The organism is Bradyrhizobium sp. Ce-3 (genome assembly GCF_022835695.1).
Lineage (GTDB): Bacteria > Pseudomonadota > Alphaproteobacteria > Rhizobiales > Xanthobacteraceae > Bradyrhizobium.
This window is the reverse complement of the sequence record NZ_BQUV01000003.1, coordinates 398,619-420,354: the sequence shown is the minus strand read 5'-3', so window position 1 is coordinate 420,354 and position 21,736 is coordinate 398,619. Positions and strand designations below refer to the sequence as shown.

The 21,736-nt window shown below is 64.7% G+C and carries 23 protein-coding genes; 8 read left to right on the top strand and 15 right to left on the bottom strand.

The genetic code is table 11. The features are described from left to right. Positions 1–22 precede the first annotated feature (22 nt). From ureC to urtA, 10 genes are all read right to left on the bottom strand, one after another. Complete coding sequence (ureC, locus tag BRSPCE3_RS13035) at positions 23–1,738, bottom strand: urease subunit alpha (RefSeq protein WP_244066217.1); 1,716 nt, start codon at positions 1,736–1,738, stop codon at positions 23–25. A 1-nt stretch (position 1,739) separates the two neighbouring features. Further along, positions 1,740–2,294 carry an HD domain-containing protein gene (locus BRSPCE3_RS13030; RefSeq protein WP_244066216.1) on the bottom strand — a complete coding sequence of 185 codons (555 nt, stop codon included), beginning with the start codon at positions 2,292–2,294 and terminating at the stop codon, positions 1,740–1,742. A 171-nt stretch (positions 2,295–2,465) separates the two neighbouring features. Further along, positions 2,466–2,771: an urease subunit beta gene (locus tag BRSPCE3_RS13025; RefSeq protein WP_244066214.1), complete on the bottom strand. Its 306-nt coding sequence runs from the start codon at positions 2,769–2,771 to the stop codon at positions 2,466–2,468. 9 nt (positions 2,772–2,780) lie between these two features. Further along, entirely contained in the window at positions 2,781–3,083 is a 303-nt protein-coding gene (locus tag BRSPCE3_RS13020; protein ID WP_244066213.1) for an urease subunit gamma, read from the bottom strand. A 46-nt stretch (positions 3,084–3,129) separates the two neighbouring features. Next, on the bottom strand, positions 3,130–3,966 hold the full coding sequence (locus tag BRSPCE3_RS13015) for an urease accessory protein UreD (protein ID WP_244066211.1): 837 nt from the start codon (positions 3,964–3,966) through the stop codon (positions 3,130–3,132). A 50-nt stretch (positions 3,967–4,016) separates the two neighbouring features. After that, entirely contained in the window at positions 4,017–4,712 is a 696-nt protein-coding gene (gene urtE / locus BRSPCE3_RS13010; RefSeq protein ID WP_244066210.1) for an urea ABC transporter ATP-binding subunit UrtE, read from the bottom strand. A 4-nt stretch (positions 4,713–4,716) separates the two neighbouring features. Continuing rightward, the gene (gene urtD / locus BRSPCE3_RS13005; RefSeq protein WP_076860838.1) at positions 4,717–5,478 is read right to left on the bottom strand and encodes an urea ABC transporter ATP-binding protein UrtD; all 762 of its coding nucleotides are present in this window, start codon (positions 5,476–5,478) and stop codon (positions 4,717–4,719) included. A 4-nt stretch (positions 5,479–5,482) separates the two neighbouring features. Next, complete coding sequence (urtC, locus tag BRSPCE3_RS13000) at positions 5,483–6,652, bottom strand: urea ABC transporter permease subunit UrtC (RefSeq protein WP_244066209.1); 1,170 nt, start codon at positions 6,650–6,652, stop codon at positions 5,483–5,485. Next, a complete protein-coding gene (gene urtB, locus BRSPCE3_RS12995) occupies positions 6,649–8,247 on the bottom strand; it encodes an urea ABC transporter permease subunit UrtB (protein ID WP_375709910.1) in 1,599 nt (532 codons plus the stop codon). Before urtB ends, urtC begins: the two co-directional genes overlap by 4 nt. Before the next feature lie 110 nt (positions 8,248–8,357). Next, positions 8,358–9,686 carry an urea ABC transporter substrate-binding protein gene (urtA, locus tag BRSPCE3_RS12990; protein WP_244066206.1) on the bottom strand — a complete coding sequence of 443 codons (1,329 nt, stop codon included), beginning with the start codon at positions 9,684–9,686 and terminating at the stop codon, positions 8,358–8,360. A 531-nt stretch (positions 9,687–10,217) separates the two neighbouring features. On the opposite strand from urtA, the gene BRSPCE3_RS12985 reads away from it, so the two are divergent. The 3 genes from BRSPCE3_RS12985 (at position 10,218) to BRSPCE3_RS12975 (ending at position 12,441) form a co-directional block, all read left to right on the top strand. Further along, positions 10,218–11,642 (top strand): DEAD/DEAH box helicase, encoded by a 1,425-nt coding sequence (locus BRSPCE3_RS12985; RefSeq protein WP_244066205.1) that lies wholly within the window; start codon positions 10,218–10,220, stop codon positions 11,640–11,642. Between the two features lie 24 nt (positions 11,643–11,666). Next, the gene (gene infA, locus BRSPCE3_RS12980) at positions 11,667–11,960 is read left to right on the top strand and encodes a translation initiation factor IF-1 (protein WP_016842649.1); all 294 of its coding nucleotides are present in this window, start codon (positions 11,667–11,669) and stop codon (positions 11,958–11,960) included. 268 nt (positions 11,961–12,228) lie between these two features. Further along, on the top strand, positions 12,229–12,441 hold the full coding sequence (locus tag BRSPCE3_RS12975; RefSeq protein WP_016842648.1) for a cold-shock protein: 213 nt from the start codon (positions 12,229–12,231) through the stop codon (positions 12,439–12,441). 189 nt (positions 12,442–12,630) lie between these two features. Here the strand turns inward: BRSPCE3_RS12975 and BRSPCE3_RS12970 are convergent, their stop codons facing one another. The 3 genes from BRSPCE3_RS12970 to BRSPCE3_RS12960 form a co-directional block, all read right to left on the bottom strand. Next, positions 12,631–13,257: a TadE/TadG family type IV pilus assembly protein gene (locus BRSPCE3_RS12970; RefSeq protein WP_244066204.1), complete on the bottom strand. Its 627-nt coding sequence runs from the start codon at positions 13,255–13,257 to the stop codon at positions 12,631–12,633. A gap of 8 nt (positions 13,258–13,265) precedes the next feature. Beyond that, positions 13,266–13,814 carry a TadE/TadG family type IV pilus assembly protein gene (locus BRSPCE3_RS12965; RefSeq protein ID WP_244066203.1) on the bottom strand — a complete coding sequence of 183 codons (549 nt, stop codon included), beginning with the start codon at positions 13,812–13,814 and terminating at the stop codon, positions 13,266–13,268. A 170-nt stretch (positions 13,815–13,984) separates the two neighbouring features. Then, a complete protein-coding gene (locus BRSPCE3_RS12960; RefSeq protein WP_244066202.1) occupies positions 13,985–14,491 on the bottom strand; it encodes a pilus assembly protein N-terminal domain-containing protein in 507 nt (168 codons plus the stop codon). 266 nt (positions 14,492–14,757) lie between these two features. Between BRSPCE3_RS12960 and BRSPCE3_RS12955 the strand changes: the two genes are divergently transcribed. Further along, positions 14,758–15,831 carry a phosphatase PAP2 family protein gene (locus BRSPCE3_RS12955; RefSeq protein ID WP_244066201.1) on the top strand — a complete coding sequence of 358 codons (1,074 nt, stop codon included), beginning with the start codon at positions 14,758–14,760 and terminating at the stop codon, positions 15,829–15,831. A gap of 54 nt (positions 15,832–15,885) precedes the next feature. Here the strand turns inward: BRSPCE3_RS12955 and BRSPCE3_RS12950 are convergent, their stop codons facing one another. Then, positions 15,886–17,331, bottom strand: coding sequence for a hypothetical protein (locus tag BRSPCE3_RS12950; RefSeq protein ID WP_244066200.1), 1,446 nt, complete (start codon positions 17,329–17,331; stop codon positions 15,886–15,888). A 24-nt stretch (positions 17,332–17,355) separates the two neighbouring features. Beyond that, positions 17,356–18,186, bottom strand: coding sequence for a sterol desaturase family protein (locus tag BRSPCE3_RS12945; RefSeq protein WP_244066199.1), 831 nt, complete (start codon positions 18,184–18,186; stop codon positions 17,356–17,358). 279 nt (positions 18,187–18,465) lie between these two features. Between BRSPCE3_RS12945 and BRSPCE3_RS12940 the strand changes: the two genes are divergently transcribed. The 4 genes from BRSPCE3_RS12940 to BRSPCE3_RS12925 all read left to right on the top strand — a co-directional run bounded on the left by BRSPCE3_RS12940 (position 18,466) and on the right by BRSPCE3_RS12925 (position 21,732). After that, on the top strand, positions 18,466–18,630 hold the full coding sequence (locus BRSPCE3_RS12940) for a Flp family type IVb pilin (protein ID WP_021076848.1): 165 nt from the start codon (positions 18,466–18,468) through the stop codon (positions 18,628–18,630). A 171-nt stretch (positions 18,631–18,801) separates the two neighbouring features. Beyond that, on the top strand, positions 18,802–19,326 hold the full coding sequence (locus BRSPCE3_RS12935) for a prepilin peptidase (RefSeq protein ID WP_244066197.1): 525 nt from the start codon (positions 18,802–18,804) through the stop codon (positions 19,324–19,326). Between the two features lie 127 nt (positions 19,327–19,453). Next, positions 19,454–20,248, top strand: a complete 795-nt coding sequence (gene cpaB, locus BRSPCE3_RS12930; protein WP_244066195.1) for a Flp pilus assembly protein CpaB — start codon at positions 19,454–19,456, stop codon at positions 20,246–20,248. A 2-nt stretch (positions 20,249–20,250) separates the two neighbouring features. Beyond that, positions 20,251–21,732 (top strand): type II and III secretion system protein family protein, encoded by a 1,482-nt coding sequence (locus tag BRSPCE3_RS12925; protein ID WP_244066194.1) that lies wholly within the window; start codon positions 20,251–20,253, stop codon positions 21,730–21,732. Positions 21,733–21,736: the final 4 nt, after the last annotated feature.

Below are 21,736 nucleotides of genomic sequence, written 5' to 3'. Positions count from 1 at the left end.
GCTTTGGATACCGGGAGCGGTTTTAGAACATAAAATAGCGCTGTGCCATGGGCAGCACCTCGGCCGGGGCGCAGGTCAGGAGCTCGCCGTCTGCGCGTACCTCATAGGTCTCGGGATCGACCTCGATCTCGGGCGTCGCGTCGTTGTGGATCATGCTCTTCTTGGAGATCTTTCCGCGGGTATTCTGCACCGCGTAGAGCTTCTTCGAGATGCCGAGCTTGCGGGCGAGGCCGCCGGTGACCGCGGCCTTCGAGGTGAACACCACCGAGGACGCGGTAAGAGATTTGCCGAAGGCGGCGAACATCGGCTGGTAGTGCACCGGCTGCGGCGTCGGGATCGAGGCATTGGGATCGCCCATTGGAGCCGCCACGATCGAGCCGCCCTTGATGATGCAGTCCGGCTTGACGCCGAAGAACGCCGGCGACCACAGCACGAGGTCGGCCATCTTGCCCTTCTCGACCGAGCCGATCAGCTTCGACACGCCATGCGCGATCGCGGGGTTGATGGTGTATTTGGCGATGTAGCGCTTGACGCGGAAATTGTCGTTGTCGTTGCCCTTGTCCTGCGGCAACGCCCCGCGCTGCTTCTTCATCTTGTCGGCGGTCTGCCAGGTACGGATGATGACTTCGCCGAGCCGGCCCATCGCCTGCGAGTCCGACGAGATCATCGAGAGCGCGCCGAGATCGTGCAGGATATCCTCGGCGGCGATGGTCTCCTTGCGGATCCGGCTTTCGGCGAAGGCGAGGTCTTCGGCGATCGACGGATCGAGGTGATGGCACACCATCAGCATGTCGAGATGCTCGTCGATGGTGTTGCGGGTGAACGGCCGCGTCGGATTGGTCGAGGATGGCAGCACGTTCTTCAGGCCGGCAACCTTGATGATGTCAGGCGCATGGCCGCCGCCGGCGCCTTCGGTGTGGAAGGCATGGATGGTGCGGCCCTTGAAGGCCTTGATCGTATCCTCGACGAATCCGGATTCGTTCAGCGTGTCCGAATGCAGCATCACCTGGACGTCGTAATCGTCCGCGACCGAAAGGCAGGTGTCGATCGCCGACGGCGTGGTGCCCCAATCCTCGTGCAGCTTCAGCGCGCAGGCGCCGGCCTTGACCATCTCGACCAGCGCCGCCGGACGCGAGGCGTTGCCCTTGCCCGAGATGCCGAGATTGACCGGGAAGGCGTCGAACGACTGGATCATCCGCCCCATGTGCCACGGACCGGGCGTGCAGGTGGTGGCGAAGGTGCCGTGCGACGGGCCGGTGCCGCCGCCCAGCAGCGAGGTGACGCCCGACATCAGCGCGTGCTCGATCTGCTGCGGGCAGATGAAGTGGATGTGGCTGTCGAATCCGCCGGCGGTGAGGATCTTGCCCTCGCCCGCGATCACGTCGGTGCCGGGGCCGATGATGATGGTGACGTTGGGCTGGATGTCCGGATTGCCCGCCTTGCCGATCGCCGCGATCATGCCCTCCTTGATCGCGACGTCGGCCTTCACGATGCCCCAGTGATCGACGATCAGCGCGTTGGTGATGACGGTGTCGGCCGCGCCCTGCGCGTTGGTCACCTGCGATTGCCCCATGCCGTCGCGGATCACCTTGCCGCCACCGAACTTCACCTCCTCGCCATAGGTGGTGAGATCCTTCTCGACCTCGATGATCAGATCGGTGTCGGCGAGCCGCACCCTGTCGCCGGTGGTCGGCCCGAACATGTCGGCATAGACGGAACGCTTGATCTTCACGGCCATATCAGCCCCCAGTTTCAGCCAGCGCGGCCCTGGCGCGCGCAATGGTGTCGTCGAAAATGCGGTCGAGCCGCGGATTGATCCCCCGGCAGCCGGCAACGACCTTGTCGGCCCAGGCCGCATAGTCGGCGAGATCGTCGCGTTCGTCCTTGCTCGGATGCGGCACGATCCGCGCGCCGATATTGCTGACCTTGTCGGCGGTCTTGATCAGCTTTGCACCGGGCGATTTGTGCGGAGCGTCCTCGATCTGCTTCTGCCGGCGGACCGGCTTTGCGAGGCTCATGTCGTCGGTGCATTCGACGACGAGATCGGCGACGCGCGCGCTGAACTTTTGCGCGAGTTCGTCGCGCGTGGTCTCGGTGTCCTCGATGGTGTCGTGCAGCCAGCCGGCCGCCACCAGCTCGGCATCGGCGCCGTCGGTCACCTGCGCCAGCAGGTTGGCAACCTCGGCAAGATGGTTGATGTACGGCTCGCTCCCCCGCCCCTTGCGCGCCATCCCGTTGTGACGACGTGCGGCAAGCTCGGCGGCTTCGGAGACCATGCGGAGCGGAGGGAGCATGCGGCTACAGCGTCCCTTCGTGTCTGATGGCATGGCAATTGGCGGGGAATCGCGAAATCACTTCTGCCTGAGTTCGGGGCTCACCCCTCTCCCCAACCCTCCCCCGCAAGGGAGGAGGGAGCCCGGCCAGCGTGCTCACCTCACCTGACATCACGGCGAATCTCGCAGGCACTAAAGCTTCCCCTTCACCTCGGCGCGGAAGCCGTGGACCACGCGCTTGCCGGCGAGTGCGACGAGCTTGACGTCGCGGGTCTGGCCGGGCTCGAAGCGGACGGCGGTGCCGGCGGCGATGTCGAGGCGCATGCCGCGGGCTTTCTTGCGGTCGAATTTCAGCGCCGGGTTGGTCTCGAAGAAATGGTAGTGCGAGCCGACCTGGATCGGGCGGTCGCCGGTGTTGGCGACCGACAGCGTCACGGTCTTGCGGCCGGCATTGAGCTCGATCTCGCCGTCCTTGATGAAGAGTTCGCCGGGGATCATGTTGCGCTCCTATCGGATCGGCTCGTGCACGGTGACGAGCTTGGTGCCGTCGGGGAATGTCGCCTCGACCTGGATGTCATGGATCATCTCCGGGATGCCATCCATCACCTGCGCGCGGCTCAGGACCTTGGCGCCGGCCTGCATCAGTTCGGCGACGGTGCGGCCGTCGCGCGCGCCCTCGACGATGAAATCGGTGATCAGCGCCACCGCTTCGGGATGGTTCAGCTTGACGCCGCGCTCGAGCCGGCGGCGCGCCACCATGGCGGCCATCGAAACCAGCAGCTTGTCCTTTTCGCGGGGAGACAAATTCATGCGTGCACTCTGATCGTTCTAAAAGGATTAGTTGAGCCACAGGCCTTTAGTTAAGCCAGAGTCTTGGCAGCGGGACAGTGGAGGCGCGGCCGAGCACCGTCATCATGTCGGCGCGCAACCGGGCCGCATCTTGGGCACAGAAGCGCGCCATTGCAAAGCCATTCCAGGCGGAGATGCCGACCTCGCCGCCGAAGCTGTCCGAGGCCTCGCGGATGCGCTCGACCAGCGCCTCGTCGCCCGGCACGATCAGCGCCGTGCCGATCGCGATGCCGCCGTTCGCGATCGCGGGCCGAGCAAGCTTCTCGCCGATCTCGCCGTCGAGCCTGATGGTCTCGGCAAACACCAGCCGGCCGCCACGGCGCAGCCGCCAGCGGTCGACGAACTCGCCATGGCGCATGGTCTCGCCCATCGCGGCGCGGCCGAACACCACGATCTCGCAGAGCAGCAGCGAGGCGCCTTCGGCAAGATCGATGTCAAAGCTCCTGACAATGCGGGCGCGATCAAACAGGATCGTCTCCTGTGGTAGCCAGGAGAGATGCGCGCCGTTCGCGACGGTCAGTGCGATGTCGAGCCGCGCCGCAGCCGCCGGTGCACGGTAAATCTTCTCGGCCGCCGCGGTGGTCAAGGTCAGGCGGGCGCCCTCGCCGGCTTCGATGCCAATCTCGAAGCGATCCCCGCCGGCAATGCCGCCGGCAGTGTTGACGAACATGGCCGAGAGGCCGTCGTCCTCCGGTGACGGAAAACGGACACGCAGCGAGCCTGACTCATGCAGGTCGCCGCGGCGGGTCGCTCCATCCTTCAGATGCACGTCGAACCGGACCGCGCCCTGGGCGCGGTTTGCCGCAAACGTCGCCGCTGCCGCGCCTGCGATCCCAGTCCGCATCCCCCGACGCTCCCTCAACCCACGCCACGAAGGGCGGCGTCACATCCTGTTCACAGCGCCATCTGGCGGCTGATCTCGGCGGGATCGAGGCTTGCGCGATCACAGGCATATTTCACCGCACCCCGGTCCATCACCGCAAAACTGTCGCCGAGTTCGCAGGCAAAGTCGAGATATTGTTCGACCAGCACGATTGCGATGTTGCCGAGGTTGCGCAGATAGGAGATGGCGCGGCCGATGTCCTTGATGATCGAGGGCTGGATGCCCTCGGTCGGCTCGTCGAGCAGCAGGAGTTTTGGCCGCATCACCAGCGCGCGGCCGATCGCAAGCTGCTGCTGCTGCCCGCCGGAAAGGTCGCCGCCGCGGCGGCCCAGCATGGTCTCCAGCACCGGAAACAGCGAGAACACGTCGTCGGGGATGTTGCGGTCCTCGCGCTTCAGCGGGCCGAAGCCGGTCTTCAGATTTTCCTCCACCGTCAGCAGCGGGAAGATCTCGCGGCCCTGCGGCACGAAGCCGATGCCGCGCCGCGCCCGCTCATAGGGCTTTAGCGCGGTGATGTCCTTGCCGTCGAAATTGATCGCGCCGGAGGCGATCGGATACTGGCCGACCATGGCGCGCAGCAGCGAGGTCTTGCCGACGCCGTTGCGGCCGAGCACGCAGGTGACCTTGCCGGGCTCGGCGGTCAGCGACACGCCGCGCAGCGCCTGCGCCGCGCCGTAGAACAGATTGATGTTGTCGACCTTCAGCATCGCCCTAGCGCCCCAGATACACTTCGACCACCCGCTCGTTCGACGACACCTGGTCGATCGAACCTTCGGCGAGCACCGTGCCCTCGTGCAGGCAGGTGACCTTGACGCCGAGCTCGCGCACGAAGGTCATGTCGTGCTCGACCACCATGATGGTGTGGTTCTTGTTGATCTCCTTGAGCAGCTCCGCGGTCAGATGGGTCTCGACATCGGTCATCCCCGCGACCGGCTCGTCGACCAGCAGCACCTTCGGGTCCTGCGCCAGCAGCATGCCGATCTCGAGCCATTGCTTCTGGCCGTGGCTGAGGCTGCCGGCGAGGCGGTTGCGCGCATCGGTCAGACGGATGGTCTCGAGCACCTTGTCGATCCGCTCGGACTCCGCCTTGCTGCCGCGCCAGAACAGCGTGCCGCGCACGGAATGATCGACATTGAGCGCGAGCAGCAGATTGTCCTGCACGGTCTGGCTCTCGAACACCGTCGGTTTCTGGAATTTGCGGCCGATGCCGAGCTCGGCGATGCGGGTCTCGTCAAGCCTTGTCAGGTCGACGGTGCCGTCGAACAGCACGGTGCCCTCATCCGGCTTGGTCTTGCCGGTGATGATGTCCATCATCGTGGTCTTGCCGGCGCCGTTCGGGCCGATGATGGCGCGCATCTCGCCGGGCTCGAGCGCCAGCGACAGGTTGTTGATGGCGTGGAAGCCGTCGAATGAGACGTGCACGCCGTCGAGATAGAGCATGGCCGAGGTGGCGCGGGTATCCATCACGTTCATCTGCCTACTCCGCCGGGTTCGGCGCGCCGACGCCGTCTTCGCGCGCGGCGCTGTTCCTGTCGGCCGCAATCGCCGCACTGCGCCGCGTCTCACGCCAGCTGCTGAAGGTGCCGACGATGCCTTTGGGGAGCAACAGCGTCACCAGGATGAACAGCGCGCCGAGCATGAACAGCCAGTACGGCGCGAGCGGCCCCGAGGTGAAGAATGTCTTGGCGTAATTGACCACGACGGCACCGATCGCCGCCCCGATCAGCGTGCCGCGGCCGCCGACCGCGACCCAGATTACCGCCTCGATCGAATTGCCCGGCGCGAACTCGCTCGGATTGATGATGCCGACCTGCGGCACGTAGAGCGCGCCCGCGACGCCGGCCATGCAGGCCGACAGCGTAAACACGAACAGCTTGTAGGATTCGACGCGGTAGCCGAGGAAGCGGGTGCGGCTTTCGGCGTCGCGCACCGCGATCAGCACCTTGCCGAGCTTCGAGGTCACGATGGCGCGGCAGATCAGGAAAGCGATGATCAGCGCCAGGCAACTGAGCAGGAACAGCGCGGCACGGGTGCCTTCGGCCTGCACGTTGAAGCCGAGAATGTCCTTGAAGTCGGTCAGGCCGTTATTGCCGCCGAAGCCGAAATCGTTGCGGAAGAACGCCAGCAGCAGCGCATAGGTCATCGCCTGGGTGATGATCGACAAATAGACGCCGGTGACGCGCGAGCGGAAGGCGAGCCAGCCGAAGCAGAACGCGAGCAGGCCCGGCACCAAGAGCACCATCAGCGCCGCGAAGGCGAATTTGTCGAAGCCGTACCAGTACCAGGGCAGCTTGTCCCAGTTCAGGAACACCATGAAGTCGGGCAGAACCGGGTTGCCGTAGACGCCGCGGCTGCCGATCTGGCGCATCAGGTACATGCCCATGGCGTAGCCGCCGAGCGCGAAGAACGCGCCGTGGCCCAGCGAGAGGATGCCGCAATAGCCCCAGATCAGATCGATCGAGAGCGCGAGGATGGCGTAGCAGACATATTTGCCCCACAGCGCCACCAGATAGGTCGGCACCTGGAACATCGAGCCCTGCGGCAACAGCAGGTTCGACAACGGGATCAGCACGCCGACCGCGGCGACGAGCAGGACGAACGCGGTCGCGGCGCGGTCGAGCGAACGGGTCAGGATGTGCGGCGTCATGCTTCCACCGCCCGGCCCTTGAGCGCGAACAGGCCGCGCGGCCGCTTCTGGATGAACAGGATGATCAAGACCAGGATCGCGATCTTGCCGAGCACCGCGCCTGCCATCGGTTCGAGGAATTTGTTGGCGATGCCGAGCGTGAAGGCGCCGACCAGCGTGCCCCAGAGATTGCCGACGCCGCCGAACACCACGACCATGAAGCTGTCGATGATGTAGCTCTGGCCGAGATTCGGGCTGACATTGTCGATCTGCGACAGCGCCACGCCGGCAATGCCGGCGATCCCGGAGCCGAGGCCGAAGGTCAGCGCGTCGACGCGCGAGGTGGCGATCCCCATCGAGGCCGCCATGCGGCGGTTCTGCGTCACCGCGCGCATCTCGAGCCCGAGCGCGGTGTAGCGCAGCATCGCGAGCAGGATCGCGAACACCGCAAGCGTGAAGCAGAGGATCCAGAGCCGGTTATAGGTGATGGTGATCTGGCCGAGCTCGAAGGCGCCGCTCATCCAGGACGGGTTGCCGACCTCGCGGTTGGTCGGGCCGAACGCGGTGCGCACCGCCTGCTGCAGCACCAGCGACAGGCCCCAGGTCGCGAGCAGCGTCTCCAGCGGACGGCCGTAGAGGAAGCGGATGATGGTGCGCTCGATCAGGACGCCGATGAAGCCTGCGACCACGAAAGCAAGCGGCACCGCGATCAGCAGCGAATAGTCGAACAGCGCCGGATAGCGGGTGCGGATCACCTCCTGCACCACGAAGGTGGTGTAGGCCCCGATCATCACCATCTCGCCATGCGCCATGTTGATGACGCCCATCACGCCGAACGTGATGGCAAGCCCGATCGCGGCGAGCAGCAGCACCGAGCCGAGCGACAGGCCATACCAGGCATTCTGCACCATCGACCACATCGCAAGATTGCTCTGGATCGAGGACACCGCGCCTGCGGCCGCCTTGGCGACCAGCGGCGGCTGGTCGGTGCCGAGGGAGGTGAGCAGTGCCAGCGCCTCCTGGTCGCCGCGCGCCTTGAGCACGGCGACGGCATCGAGCTTGTCGCTGTCGGACGCGTCCGACTTGAACAGGATGATGGCGGCGCGCGCCTCGGCGAAGGCCTGCTTGATCGGCTTGACGCTCTCCTTGGCGAGCGCGCCCTCCACCGTCGGCAGCAGGTTCTCTTCGTGGCTCTTGAACACCGATTGCGCCGCGGCGAGCCGCTTGGCCGGGTCCGGCGACAGCAAGGTCAGGCCGCCGAGCGCGGCCTCCACGGTGCGGCGCAGACGATTGTTGAGACGTACCGCCGCGGCGTTGTCGGGCAGCTTGTCGACCGCAGCACCGGTGGCGGCGTCGACGATCTTGCCGTCGGCCTGGGTGATGAAGACCTTCTTGCTGTCCGGATCGGCCGACAGCCGGCCGTCCTGCAGCGCGCTGATGATGGGCGATGCCAGCGCGTTGCCGGATGCGGCGACCTCGCCGATCGCAGCCTCGGTGTCGGAGAAATCGTCAGTGGCGAATTTGGCGACCGAATCCTCGAACGGGCCGGCCAGCGCCGGCACCACCAGACAGCTCAGCAGCAGGATCGAGAGAAGCAGCGCGCGAAAGCGATCAATACAATTGGCAAACACGTCAGTACCCCGGCAGGAGTGGAGGAGAAGGCGGCGAGCATGCCGCCTTCTCCGGTGTTGGAAGGTTGTGTTGTGTCGTTGATCAGCTCAGGAGCTTACGAGCCCTGGCCGCCGCACTTGTTGGTCTTGGTGTTGTAGTTGCCGCACTTCTTGCCGACCCAATCGCCGATCAGGTCCTTGGAGCCCTCGAGCTCCTTCGACCAGGCGTCGCCGGCCACCAGGCCCGGGGTCTTCCAGACCACGTCGAACTGGCCGTTGCCCTTGATCTCGCCGATGAACACCGGCTTGGTGATGTGGTGGTTCGGCAGCATCTTCGAGGTACCGCCGGTCAGGTTCGGCGCTTCGATGCCCGGGAGGGCGTCGATCACCTTGTCCGGATCGGTCGACTTTACCTTCTCGACCGCCTTCACCCACATGTTGAAGCCGATGTAGTGCGCTTCCATCGGATCGTTGGTCACGCGCTTGGGATTCTTGGTGTAGGCCTGCCACTCCTTGATGAACTTCTCGTTCGCCGGAGTCTTGATCGACTCGAAGTAGTTCCAGGCGGCGAGATGGCCGAGCAGCGGCTTGGTGTCGATGCCGGCGAGCTCTTCTTCGCCGACCGAGAACGCCACCACCGGGATGTCGGTCGCCTTGATGCCCTGGTTGCCGAGCTCCTTGTAGAACGGAACGTTGGCATCGCCGTTGATGGTGGAGACCACGGCGGTCTTCTTGCCGGCCGAGCCGAACTTCTTGATGTCGGCCACGATCGTCTGCCAGTCGGAGTGACCGAACGGCGTGTAGTTGATCATGATGTCGTCCTGGGCGACGCCCTTGGACTTCAGATAGGCTTCCAGGATCTTGTTGGTGGTGCGCGGATAGACGTAGTCGGTGCCGGCCAGCACCCAGCGCTTCACCTTCTCTTCCTTCATCAGATAGTCGACGGCGGGGATCGCCTGCTGGTTCGGCGCCGCGCCCGTGTAGAACACGTTGCGCTCGGACTCCTCGCCCTCATACTGCACCGGATAGAACAGGATGTTGTTCAGCTCCTTGAACACCGGGAGCACGGACTTGCGCGACACCGAGGTCCAGCAGCCGAACACGACCGCAACCTTGTCCTTGGTGATCAGCTCGCGCGCCTTCTCGGCGAACAGCGGCCAGTTCGAAGCGGGGTCGACCACGACCGGCTCGAGCTTCTTGCCGAGCACGCCGCCCTTCTTGTTCTGCTCGTCGATCAGGAAAAGGATCGTGTCCTTCAGCGTGGTTTCGCTGATGGCCATGGTGCCCGACAGCGAGTGCAGGATGCCCACCTTGATGGTGTCATCGGCCGCTTGCGCGGGCGCGAACGACGAGGACGCAGCCAAGCCCAAAACCAGGCCGGCCGTCGCCGCGAGCGCGCGGCGGCGGGTCATCGTCGTTATTTTGTGAGTAAGCTGAGTAAGCATGAAATGTCGTCTCCCTGACGCAGGCGTGAACGCTCGCGAAACGGCCGCTTGGCCGCCTGCGGTTAAGGGAATCGCAAGAACTGTGCCACGGTGCGGGGGCACCGTAAGTTGATGAACCAGCTAGATAATTTCATGAGTTCCGGGCAAATACGGACAGCGACTGCCCAATCATTGAGCCGAAAAATTGACTGCCGAAGGAGCAATCAGGTTATTTTGTAGGCAAAATCGCCACATTGGCTAAATTTCCGGCATCGATTTGTGACAGTTTGCGCGATGGTTCGGCGAAGTTCGGGTGCCAATCCAGGCGATACCACCTTGAAACCGCCCAGTTCCTGGTCCATATCCTCGCCATGCCCGCGACATCGCGGTGCCTTCGCGAGCTGCGTGTTCAAGCTGCCCCAAGCGGCTTCTGGCTCGCCTTTCAGCTAACCCAGCTTGACGCCCCAGACACGCGGGTGTCCCCGAATGCCTTCATGCGATTCCGGCCGATTGGGCCGGGACGATGACGGCTTTTATGGAAAGAAACATCTTTTGACCTCCTTTCAGGATTTCGGCCTCGCCGATCCCATCGCCCGCGCGCTTCGAGAAGAAAACTATCTCACGCCGACCCCCATCCAGGCCCAGACCGTCCCGCTCGCACTCGCCGGCCGCGACGTCGTCGGCATTGCCCAGACCGGAACCGGCAAGACCGCGTCCTTCGCGCTGCCGATCCTGCACCGGCTGCTCGAGAACCGCATCCGCCCGCAGCCCAAGAGCTGCCGCGTGCTGGTGCTCTCGCCCACCCGCGAACTGTCCGGGCAGATCCTCGACAGCTTCAACACCTATGGCCGCCACATCCGGCTGTCCTCGACGCTCGCGATCGGCGGCGTGCCGATGGGCCGCCAGGTGCGTTCGCTGATGCAGGGCGTCGAGGTGCTGGTCGCCACCCCCGGCCGCCTGCTCGATCTCGTGCAGAGCAACGGGCTGAAGCTCAACCAGGTCGAGTTCCTGGTGCTCGATGAAGCCGACCGTATGCTCGACATGGGCTTCATCAACGACATCCGCAAAATCGTCGCCAAGCTGCCGATCCGGCGCCAGACGCTGTTCTTCTCGGCCACCATGCCCAAGGACATCGCCGAGCTCGCCGAGGCGATGCTGCGCGACCCGGCCCGCGTGGCGGTGACGCCGGTGGCCTCGACCGTGGATCGCATCGCCCAGCGCGCGATCCAGGTCGATTTCGCCGCCAAACCGGCGGTTCTGGCCCAGCTGCTGAAGCAGGAACCGGTCAACCGCGCCCTGGTGTTTACCCGCACCAAGCACGGCGCCGACAAGGTGGTGAAGAGCCTTGCCAAGGCCGGGATCGAGGCCAATGCGATCCACGGCAACAAATCGCAGAACCACCGCGAGCGCACGCTGGCGGCGTTCCGTTCCGGCGAGATCCGTACCCTGGTGGCGACCGATATCGCCGCCCGCGGCATCGACGTCGACGGCGTCAGCCATGTCGTGAATTTCGACCTGCCCAACATCCCGGAAACCTACGTCCACCGGATCGGGCGCACCGCGCGGGCCGGCGCCGACGGGGTCGCGATCTCGCTGATCGCCGGCGCCGAGGAGATCGGCTACCTCAAGGATATCGAGCGGCTGATCCGGATTACCGTCCCGCGGGAAGACCGCCGCACCCAGCAGGGCGGCCGCGAGGCTACCGCCGCGCCGGCGCAGTCCACCCACCCCCATCGTGGCGGACGCTCTGCGCCGCGGGCGCACAATGTCCGTGGGAATGAGGCCGCTCCAAGCGCAAAAGGCCCTCGCCGCCGCCGCCGTCGGGGTGGTAATAATGGCGCGCCGCAGACGAGCCGGGGCGAGTCGCCGCGTCCGTCGCAGGCCGGCAACAGCGAAGGCATCCAGGGCGTCGCCTTCTTGCATCGCGAGAGCCGGCCGAATCCGCAACACAACCGCAACAACCGACCGAAGCACTAGCCGTCGCTCGATCTGGAGAAACATATGGCTAAGGAAGAGCTGATCCAGTTCGAAGGACTGGTGACCGAAATCCTCCCCGACGCTCGCTACCGGGTGCAACTCGACGCCGGACACGAGATCGTCGCCTACACCGCCGGCAAGATGAAGAAAAACCGCATCAAGACGCTGGCCGGCGACCGCGTGACGATCGAAATGTCGCCCTACGATCTCGAAAAGGGCCGCCTGATCTTCCGGCACAAGGACGAACGTCCGAGCGGCGCGCCCGGCGGTCCGCCGCGGGGCGGAGCGCAGCGCGGCGGCCAGTTCCGCCGCCGCTAGCGGCGACATTGCAACCGCTGCGCGCATGACGATTTGATGTCCTGCGCAGCAATTGGCCGGCGGCTGCGCCGGCCAAAAAATCGCGCACGTCAGGATTGTTTTGAAGCCTTCTATCGAATAATATCCTACCCATCGATTTTCGGCCGGACGACATTAGCCAATACCGGTACAGCCGGTTCAGACGCTGACGACCCTTCCAAAAATTCGATCTCACCACCCCGCCGATCAGCGGGTCTTGAACTTGTATATCTGAGAAGGGACTACCCACGTGAGCATGGGAACCGTGAAGTGGTTTAACGCGACCAAGGGCTACGGCTTTATCCAGCCGGATGAAGGCGGGAACGACGTGTTCGTGCACATCAGTGCAGTCGAGCGCGCCGGCCTTGGCACCCTGCGTGAAGGCCAGAAGATCTCCTACGAGATCGTTGCTGACCGCCGTTCCGGCAAATCCTCGGCCGACAATCTGCGCGCCGCCGGATAAGCCGATTTCCGGGAGCGCGCAGCTCCGGGAAATTGTCGTTAAAGCATCAAGGGCCGCACCTTCGGGTGCGGCCCTTTTTGTCTGGATCGCGGGCTCGGCTGGATCGGAAGCCGGCGCGGGTCAAAGCATGATCCGGACCAGCGCAAAGCGCGAAGCGGTCCGAAAGACTCAGCCTCATCTCACCGCGTTTTAGTACGGGCAACTCGTCGGCAGGGTGGCGGTCGTCGCGGCATAGTAGACGCAACGCGACTGCCGCGGCCTGGTATAGGCAACGTCGCCGAGAGGGATGCCGCTCTTGGCCATCACGTAGCCGACCGTCGGAACGTATTTGTAGCTGACTTCGCCCAAGATCAGATAGGTGTCCGCAACCAGCAGCGCCGCCGGAACGATGCTCGTCACGATATCGCCCGTGCTGCGGCTCGAGCCCGTCACCGAGGCCTGCGTGGAGCCTGCGGTCATCACTCCGGCCTTGCTCCACGCGATCTTCGCGATATTCGATTTATCGACATAGATTTCCGACAATGTGACCTTGGTCGGCGTCGGATCGTAGGGCGTCATGATGCCGACGCTGGCGCTGAAGAAGTTCTGCAGGTCGGCATCCACCACCTGGGTCGCCTGCGAGGTCAGATCCGATGCCGCGCGCGCCATCAGCGTAACCTTGCGGTCGACTGCGACGCCGGATGAAAACTCGACAGTGCCGAAGAACATCACCAGCATCAGCGGCACGATGAAAGCGAACTCGACGGCGGCGAGGCCCCGGCGGTCATGCGCGAGAGCAACGACAAAGCGCAGCACGTCAGCAGGCAGCGTTTTCATGACCTTGCTCATGAGCATGTCGTCCCGGCCGTTCCGGAGGGCTCGTTCTTGAACGTCGCGGTCGCAATCAGCAGCCGCTTGCCGTTGGTGAGGTTGGTGGAGGCGAAAAGCTTGGTGACGAACAGCGGCCACTGATAGAACAGCCGCACCACGACGACGTCGCCGTCCTTGCCGGGACACCATTTCACCTGGGTCGGATCGGTGATCGGCGTGAGGTTGACGGTGGAAAAGCTCGTCGCCGGATAGCTGCGCACGTCGACATAGACACCGTTGGTGCAATCGAACAACGCGTTGACCCGCCCGCAGACGAAGTCCTTGAACTGCTGCTGGGTATAATTTGCGCCCTGGGCCTGACCGGTCATGATCATGCGCGAGGAATCCTGCGTCACCGTCTCGAGCACCTGGCTGGCAAAGAAGATCATGGCCACTTCGATGATCGCAAACAGCAGCCCGAAAAACAGCGGCGCGACCAGCGCGAATTCGACCGCGGTCACGCCACGGCGGTTGCGGTGAAAGCGACGGAGGAGGCTCGCGAAGGAGCGAGTGGGCAGCGGCATCAACGACCCCGGATCAACATGGCGGCAACAACTACCCAAAACTCATTGTCGAACTATTTCGCCGGATCGAGACAGGGCGACCCGATCCGTTAGCTCTTTGCTAACCATATCGAGCAACGGCCCGCGATCGGCCGCGGCCCCGGCGTGCGCGGCGCCGGAGCGGACACGCGTCAATTCTGCGGCTTGCCGGCGCCGCCAGAGCCGGACGCCTGGCTGTTGAGCGTCCCGGCCTGTTCCATGGTCGCGCGGAAATAGGTCTCGCCATCGCCGAGCGTGATGCGGCGCTGACAGACCGGCATGCAGGTGTAGGTCTCGCGATCGACGCCGCGATAGACGGTGACGAGCTGGTCGCTCGGACCTTCGACCTGGATCTGGCGATCCACCAGCACCTGGCCGGTGCGGTCGAGGGCGATGAAATTGGTCGCGCCATAGCCCTTGCCGGTCACGACGACGACCCCGCCATTCTGCAGGGTGACGTCGGCGATCAAGGGATTGCCGACCACGATCGTGGCAATGCCGCCGGGCAGCTTGACGAGCTTGGCCTGATCGACATTGACCGCGATCCTGTCGGGATCCGGCGCAGCCGTTGCGTGCGCGGGCCCCAGCAGCACGGCTGCGGCCAGCGAGATGATTGCAATGCGCGTGACGGCGCGAATAGGTTGGGACTGAAACGACATACTCTACCCCGGGACGTTAACGAGCCGGCAAAAACGATACGCAGCGGACCGGCGCCCGACGCAGGCAAATCTGACGGCAATTCATTTAAGAAGAGCAAAAATCGACCGCCGAATTGCTTAGATGTCACGACGACCCGGGCCGACACGCCGACCCGCCCCGAGCGCTGGTTGCATCGGCGGCGCCATCGCACCCGTCGGTCCGCGATTATAGCTATCTTAAGAGTCTCCAAGCAGTTTCTGCGCCAGCCACAACCGCGGGGCAGCAGGTGTCGTCGATATCAAGAATCGAGAAGCGCGCCGTCGATTCCGGCGCGCGCGGCCTGATCGTCGACCCGATCCGGATCCGTGACGCCGCCGCGCGCTGGTTGATGTTCAGCGACTTTGGCGATGCCGCGCAGCGCCACATGGCGATCGTCTGGTCCTGCATCGTCGCATGCACCCTCGCCGACATCATCTGGCTGCCGAACTCCGGCCTTTCATTCGCGGCCTCGAACTGGATCGCGATCCTGAAATGCATCGCGTATTACGGGATTGCCGCCGCGTTCATCACTTTCGCCTCCAGGCGGCTCGGCACCGACCAACGACGCCCGGCCGTCATGTTGCGATGGGGCCTGTTTGCGACCGAGTTGTTCTGGCGTGCACTCCTGCCGATCAGCGCGCTGCTGACCGCGGGCAGCACGCTCAGCTACCTGATCGCAGCATCGAAGCTGCCGCTCGGAGACGACGTGCTGGCCGGCGTCGATCATCTGCTCGGCTTCGACTGGCCGAGCTTCCTGGCTGCGACCAATTCGAACTCGCTGATCGCGACGCTGCTGACCACGGCCTATCAAAGCACCGGCGTATTGTCCCAGGTGGTCCTGGTGTGGCTCATCCTGCAACGGCGTGGCGACCGGCTCGCGGAATTCATCGCGGTGCTCAGCCTGAGCGCGGTCGCGCTGTGCATCGGCATGTGGCTGATTCTGGCCGCGGGCGCGTTCGCCTATTTCAATCCCGCACCGCCCAGTTACGCGAACTTCGCCGCGCACGGCGAGATGTGGACGTTCGGCCGAACCTTCGCGATGTTGCGCGACGGATCGCTCTCGGTGGTCGACCTGTCGGCGGTCGACGGCATCGTCAGCTTTCCCTCGTTTCATACCATGCTCGGCGTCATGACCACCTATGCAGCGCGTGACACGCGCTGGCTCGTCATTCCCGTGCTGGTCGTCAATGCCACGATGATCGTGGCGACGATGCCGGTGGGCGGCCATCACCTCGCCGACGTGCTGGCCGGCGGCGGCCTGACCATTGCCGCCATCCTGGTGGTTCGTCGCTCTGCGAGGCCGTCGGTGCGCACGGCCTAGGCCGCAGCAATAGCGGTATCCCTTCCACGGCCGCGCGACCTCGCCGCAACGGCTTCAGCCGCCGGCGCGGACGTGAACCACCACGCGCTCGTCGGCATAGAGACGCCGCCATCCGCCGATGTGATCCAGCAATCTGGAGGCCGGCGTGGCCGGATCGAGCATCACCGCATCGATGTCGCGGGTCTTGAGAAGATCGAGAAAGCCGTTGACGTCCTTGAGCTGAAGCGCGCGGTAGAAAGTCATCCCGAACGTCTCACCGTAGAGCTCGGCGCGCCCGTCGATGAACACCGGCATCTGACGCCAGATCAGATAGCCGCCGAACTCCAGATCGTTGAGCACGCGCTTGGCATTGTACGCCTTCATCGCGTCGACGGCGGCAGCCGGCGCATAGACCGGCGGTGGCGATATGGCCTGGCGCGCCGCGACGAGCGAGGTCAGCGCGCACAGCGCGACGACAAGGATAACTGCCGGAGCGGCCCTCAAACGGAGGGCGGCGGCGGCACGCAACCCGAACTGGGTTGCGACCGGCGTCAGCACCGCCAGCGGCAGCAGCAGGGCGAAGAGCTCGAGATTTCTGACGTGAGACAACGCCATGTGCAGCAGGCCCAGCACCAGGACGATGCGCGGCAGCGGCAACTTCACCCGGCAATAGAGCGCGGCACCGATCAGGCCGAGGATGGACACTCCGAACGCGTCGATCTCGCTGAAATTCGCCGGCCGCCACTCCGTGATGAGATTCAGCAATTCGCCGAGACCGAGAATCCTGAGCGAGGCGAGGATCGAGCCCCAGCCATATGGAGTAACGCAGCACGCCGCCAGCGCACCGATGCCGAACGCCGCCCAGCGCAACGCCAGCGCCGGCCGCTGGGCCGGCAGGGCATTCCACATCGCATCGAGCGCAAAGGCGGCGGCCAGGACCAGGCCGAACAGAAAGCTGCCGTGCAGGTTGCCCCACAGCGCAATCAACGGCAGCAGCCAGAACGAGGGCGCCTCGCGGCGTTCGCTGGCGGTCATCAGGCCATTCGCCCAGACGATCATGATGGGCATCACCAGCACATGCGGGCGGGCCAGCAGGTGCTGGCAGGTCAGAACCAGCGCCGCAAGGGCGACCAGGCTCGCATAGACCGGCGGCAGCGCACGGCCGAGGATGGCGGCGAGCAGCGCGAAAGTGGCGGCGCTGCAGGCCGCGGCCAGCGCCGCGGGCCCGGTCCATCCGGCGAGGTCATAGGCCTTCGCGAACAGCACCTGCGCCAGCCATGACGACGACACCCACGGCTCGCCGGCCTTGGTGAACGAATAGATGTCGACCGACGGCAGCGCGTGGTGATCGAGGATCCAGCGGCCGACGGCAATCTGCCAGTAGGTGTCGGGATCGGCGAGCAGCCGGCCGCCGACGGTCAAGAGCAGCGCATAGACGCCGCATGCGATCCAGAACCAGGCCGGGATCTCGGTGAAGGCGGAGGCTTTCGCCCGCGGGAACGTCGCGGTCTCAGTGCTCATGACGGCACCGGCCGGCCAACGGCGTCACTGCCGGAACGGATAGGCCAACTGTCCGCCGATCTCGGTCGGCACGCCCTGCCCGGCGTCGACACCGTAATCTTCCGGAAGCTTGCCTTCGGGCATGCGGTACGTTCCGAACAGAATATCCCAGAGCGGAAACGTGCCCGCGAAATTGGTGTCGCCACCCTCCTCGAGCCCGGTGTGATGCCAGCGGTGAAACACCGGCGTCGCGATCACGTATTTGAACGGACCGAGCGTCCAGTTCAGATTGGCGTGCACGAATGCCGAGTGGAATGTGGTGAACGGCCCGACCCACAGCATGATGTTAGGCGAGATGCCCGCCATCAGCAGGATGACGTCGACCGTGATCGTGCCGACCAGAAGATTGACCGGATGGAAACGCGCCGCTGAGATCCACTCAAGATCCTCGGACGAGTGATGAATGGCGTGATACTTCCAGAAGCCGCCGCCGTGGAACATGCGGTGCAGCCAGTACAGCATGAAATCGGAGCCGACCAGGAAGATGATCGATTGCAGCCACAGCGGAAGCTGCGCCAGCGGGCCGTGCCCGTTCTCGTAGAACGCGATCAGGTCATCGGCGCCGTGAACGTTGAACACCGCGGCGGCGCCCACCACCAGCAGCCCGATGCGCAGCACGCGGGCGAACACCGGCACGAAGAACCAGTAGCAGATGTCGGTGACCAGCTCGCGCTTCTGCCACCACGGCTTGCCGGGATTGCAGGCCCAGAAATGGGTGAGCACCGAGAAGAACACGGCCAGCGCGACCGTGATCGGCAGCACCTTCATCATCGTCTCGCCGATCATCTCGATGACTTCAAGGGGAAGGGCGGGCATCACGACCTCATTTGACGGAAGCCCCATGGGTACAGATGGGCGCTTAAGGAGCCGTGAACAGGTGCCGGCAGCCGGCCGCGGCAACAATCTGCAATCTTAGCGGGCCGCTTAATGCCAAATTTACTGTGCCCAACAACTGCGGGTTCCCGCGGTGTTTATACGATCAAATTAACTGCACCGAAATTGTCGATCCGTACGTTGCCGCAATGGTCACGGTGCTGAGAACGCCGACGGGACCAAAACTAGTTCGACCAGCCACGTGTACACAGGAGTGAATTTATGAAGAACCTCGTTTCGCGCTTCGTGAAGGACGAATCCGGCGCGACCGCCATCGAATACGGCCTGATCGCCACCGGTATCGCCATCGCGATCATCGCGGCAGTCAACGGCGTCGGCAAGAATCTCTCGGGCACCTTCAGCACGATCGCCGGTTCGCTGAAGTAAGCCGGGTCCGACGAATTCGCATCAAAGGTCCCGGTAACCCCCGGGACCTTTGCTATTTGGGGGACAGGTGATCGGCGCCCCGATTGCGGCGATGGCAGCCTTTCCCGAATGTTCACCATTGGCCGCTAGCGTCGGGTCTCGACCGCAGCTCCAGCTTGACGGCATGAATCCATGATCCTCGACATCGCACGCTTGATGCTGTTTCCGGCCCTGATGGCCTTCGCGGCGGCGAGCGATCTCCTGACCATGACGATCCCGAACCGGATCTCGCTGGCGCTGGTGGCCGGCTTCTTCATCCTCGCGCCGCTGACCGGAATGGGCATCCACGAGATCCTCAGCCATGCCGGCGCCGGTGCGCTGGTCCTGGTGGTGGCGTTCGGCATGTTTGCGATGGGCTGGGTCGGCGGCGGCGACGCCAAGGTCGCGGCCGCGGCAGGTCTGTGGTTCGGGTTCGAGCACCTGCTCCCCTATCTGGTGTTCGCGTCGCTGTTCGGCGGTGCGCTGACCGTGCTGCTGCTGCAGCTGCGGCAGTGGCCGCTGCCCTATCGGCTCGCGTCCCAGGCCTGGCTCAGCCGCCTGCACGACAAACACACCGGCATCCCCTACGGCATCGCCCTCGCCCTCGGTGCTCTCCTGATCTACCCCGAGACCGACTGGATCAAGACGATCAATCTCGCGCACCTCGCGATGCTTTGAGAAAGCAGCGGTAACCGCCCGTTAAGGCGATTTAGATACGCCTCATTAACCATGCTTTGACGAATAGCTGGTCAACTCCCATCACGGCGGCGGCAGCGTCGCGGCGTCATGTGGAAAGTGAAGCGTAATGGATAGGGCCCGCATTCTGGTCTTGGCTATCGCAGGCTGCGCCGGCCTTGCGGCGCTCTATTTGGCGAGCGGAAGCGACGACAAGCCCGCGGCTCCTCCGCCGGTCGCGCAGCTGCCCACGGTTGACATCCTGGTCGCACGCACCGACATCGGCCTCGGCCAGGCCGTGAAGCCCGACGACGTGCAATGGCAGACCTGGCCGGCGGCAACCGCCAGCGCCAGCTTCATGCGCAAGGACAGCAACGCCGACGCCATCAAGGACGTCACCGGCTCGATCGCGCGCGCCCCGTTCATCCAGGGCGAGCCGATCCGCGAGCAGAAGCTCGTCAAGGCCGACGGAAGCGGCTTCATGGCCGCGATCCTGCCGACCGGCATGCGGGCGGTATCGACCGAAATCTCGCCCGAGACCGGCGCCGGCGGCTTCATCCTGCCGAATGACCGGGTCGACGTCCTGTTGTCGAAGCGGGACAAGAATCCGGATCGCAACGGCGCCGACATCGTCAATTCCGAAGTCATCCTGACCAATGTCCGCGTGCTCGCGATCGACCAGGCGCCGAAGGAGAAGGACGGCACCAACGCGCTGATCGGCAAGACGGTGACGCTGGAGCTGAAGCCCGAACAGACCGAGACGCTGGCGCGCGCACGGCAGAGCGGCGTCCTGTCGCTGGCGCTGCGCAGCATCGCCGACAACAACGCGCCCGAGACCAAGAGCGACGACAACCACCAGAAGCGCGGTGAGACGATCAACGTCATCCGCTTCGGCGTTGCCAACCAGGCGACGATGCAGAAGTGAGCATGAGGACACACGTGATGAAGGGCGGGGCAACTCAACGGACGATGCGGGCCTTCATGGTCCGCGCATTGTCGTTCTCGGCCGTCGCGGCGCTCACGCTCAACCCGGCGCTGACGCCGGTGGTGGCGAGCGACTACCGTGCCGCGCCGGCTCCCAGCACGGCCGACGGCCAGATGAACGCGCGTTTTCTCGCCCTCGGCGTCGGCAAGTCGGTGGTGATCGACCTGCCCCGGGACATCAAGGACGTGCTGGTCGCCGATCCCAAGATCGCCAACGCCGTGGTCCGCTCTGCGCAACGCGCCTACATCATCGGCGCGACGGTCGGCCAGACCAACATCGTGTTCTTCGATGCCGCAGGCCAGCAGATCGCGGCCTATGACATCGCCGTCAAGCGCGACCTCAACGGCGTGCGCGCCGCGCTGCGCGCGGCGATGCCGAATTCCGATATCCAGATCGAGGGCGTCGGCGACGGCGTCGTGCTGACCGGGAGCGCCGCGACCCCGGTCGAGGCGCAGCAGGCCGGCGAGATCGCCGCGCGGCTGGTCGGCGGTCCCGAAAAGGTCGTCAACTCCATCGCGGTCCGCGGCCGCGACCAGGTGATGCTGAAAGTCACGGTCGCCGAGGTCGCGCGCAGCCTGATCAAGCAGCTCGGCATCGACCTCACCGCGAACCTCAACTACGGCACGACCGTGGTGAAATTCGCCAACAGCAACCCGTTCACGGCCAACAGCGCGCCGCTGGTTGCCGGCAATGCCCTCACCACGTCGTTCGGATCGTCGGTGTCGGCGACGATCCGCGCCATGGAGAGCGCCGGCGTCGTGCGGACGCTGGCCGAACCGAACCTGACCGCGATCTCGGGCGAATCGGCGACCTTCATCTCCGGCGGCGAATTTCCAATTCCGACCGGCGTCACCTGTCAGACCTCGTCGACGGGCACGATCGGGAATTGCGTCCAGACCGTCAGCTTCAAGAAATTCGGCATTTCGCTCAACTTCACGCCGGTGGTGCTGACCGAGGGACGCATCAGCCTGCGCGTGATGACGGAAGTGTCGGAAGTCTCGACCGAGAACGCGCTGACCGGCGGTGCCGGCGGCACGACGATCCCCTCGATCAAGACCCGGCGCGCCGAGACCACGCTGGAAATTCCCTCGGGCGGCTCGATGGCCATGGCCGGCCTGATCCAGGACCAGACCAAGCAGGCGATCAACGGCCTGCCCGGACTGGCCTCGCTGCCGGTGCTCGGCACGCTGTTCCGCAGCCGCGACTTCGTCAACAACCAGACCGAACTGATGGTTCTGGTGACGCCCTATGTCGTTCGCGCGGTGGCGCAGAAAGACCTGTCGCGTCCGGATGACGGTTTCGCCAACGCGTCCGATCCGCAGGCCGACCTGCTGGGCAGCCTCAATCGCATCTATGGCGCGCCCGGCCGCACCACCGAGCCGGCACGTAATTACCGCGGCACCTACGGCTTCATTACCGACTGAGGCG

Excerpts from the sequence above, each read along its gene's own strand:
- ureC (WP_244066217.1), bottom strand. The coding sequence starts at position 1,738 with ATGGCCGTGAAGATCAAGCGTTCCGTCTATGCCGACATGTTCGGGCCG.
- BRSPCE3_RS13030 (WP_244066216.1), bottom strand. The coding sequence starts at position 2,294 with ATGCTCCCTCCGCTCCGCATGGTCTCCGAAGCCGCCGAGCTTGCCGCA.
- BRSPCE3_RS13025 (WP_244066214.1), bottom strand. The coding sequence starts at position 2,771 with ATGATCCCCGGCGAACTCTTCATCAAGGACGGCGAGATCGAGCTCAAT.
- BRSPCE3_RS13020 (WP_244066213.1), bottom strand. The coding sequence starts at position 3,083 with ATGAATTTGTCTCCCCGCGAAAAGGACAAGCTGCTGGTTTCGATGGCC.
- BRSPCE3_RS13015 (WP_244066211.1), bottom strand. The coding sequence starts at position 3,966 with ATGCGGACTGGGATCGCAGGCGCGGCAGCGGCGACGTTTGCGGCAAAC.
- urtE (WP_244066210.1), bottom strand. The coding sequence starts at position 4,712 with ATGCTGAAGGTCGACAACATCAATCTGTTCTACGGCGCGGCGCAGGCG.
- urtD (WP_076860838.1), bottom strand. The coding sequence starts at position 5,478 with ATGAACGTGATGGATACCCGCGCCACCTCGGCCATGCTCTATCTCGAC.
- urtC (WP_244066209.1), bottom strand. The coding sequence starts at position 6,652 with ATGACGCCGCACATCCTGACCCGTTCGCTCGACCGCGCCGCGACCGCG.
- urtA (WP_244066206.1), bottom strand. The coding sequence starts at position 9,686 with ATGCTTACTCAGCTTACTCACAAAATAACGACGATGACCCGCCGCCGC.
- infA (WP_016842649.1), top strand. The coding sequence starts at position 11,667 with ATGGCTAAGGAAGAGCTGATCCAGTTCGAAGGACTGGTGACCGAAATC.
- BRSPCE3_RS12970 (WP_244066204.1), bottom strand. The coding sequence starts at position 13,257 with ATGAAAACGCTGCCTGCTGACGTGCTGCGCTTTGTCGTTGCTCTCGCG.
- BRSPCE3_RS12965 (WP_244066203.1), bottom strand. The coding sequence starts at position 13,814 with ATGCCGCTGCCCACTCGCTCCTTCGCGAGCCTCCTCCGTCGCTTTCAC.
- BRSPCE3_RS12960 (WP_244066202.1), bottom strand. The coding sequence starts at position 14,491 with ATGTCGTTTCAGTCCCAACCTATTCGCGCCGTCACGCGCATTGCAATC.
- BRSPCE3_RS12950 (WP_244066200.1), bottom strand. The coding sequence starts at position 17,331 with ATGAGCACTGAGACCGCGACGTTCCCGCGGGCGAAAGCCTCCGCCTTC.
- BRSPCE3_RS12945 (WP_244066199.1), bottom strand. The coding sequence starts at position 18,186 with ATGCCCGCCCTTCCCCTTGAAGTCATCGAGATGATCGGCGAGACGATG.
- BRSPCE3_RS12940 (WP_021076848.1), top strand. The coding sequence starts at position 18,466 with ATGAAGAACCTCGTTTCGCGCTTCGTGAAGGACGAATCCGGCGCGACC.
- BRSPCE3_RS12935 (WP_244066197.1), top strand. The coding sequence starts at position 18,802 with ATGATCCTCGACATCGCACGCTTGATGCTGTTTCCGGCCCTGATGGCC.
- cpaB (WP_244066195.1), top strand. The coding sequence starts at position 19,454 with ATGGATAGGGCCCGCATTCTGGTCTTGGCTATCGCAGGCTGCGCCGGC.
- BRSPCE3_RS12925 (WP_244066194.1), top strand. The coding sequence starts at position 20,251 with ATGAGGACACACGTGATGAAGGGCGGGGCAACTCAACGGACGATGCGG.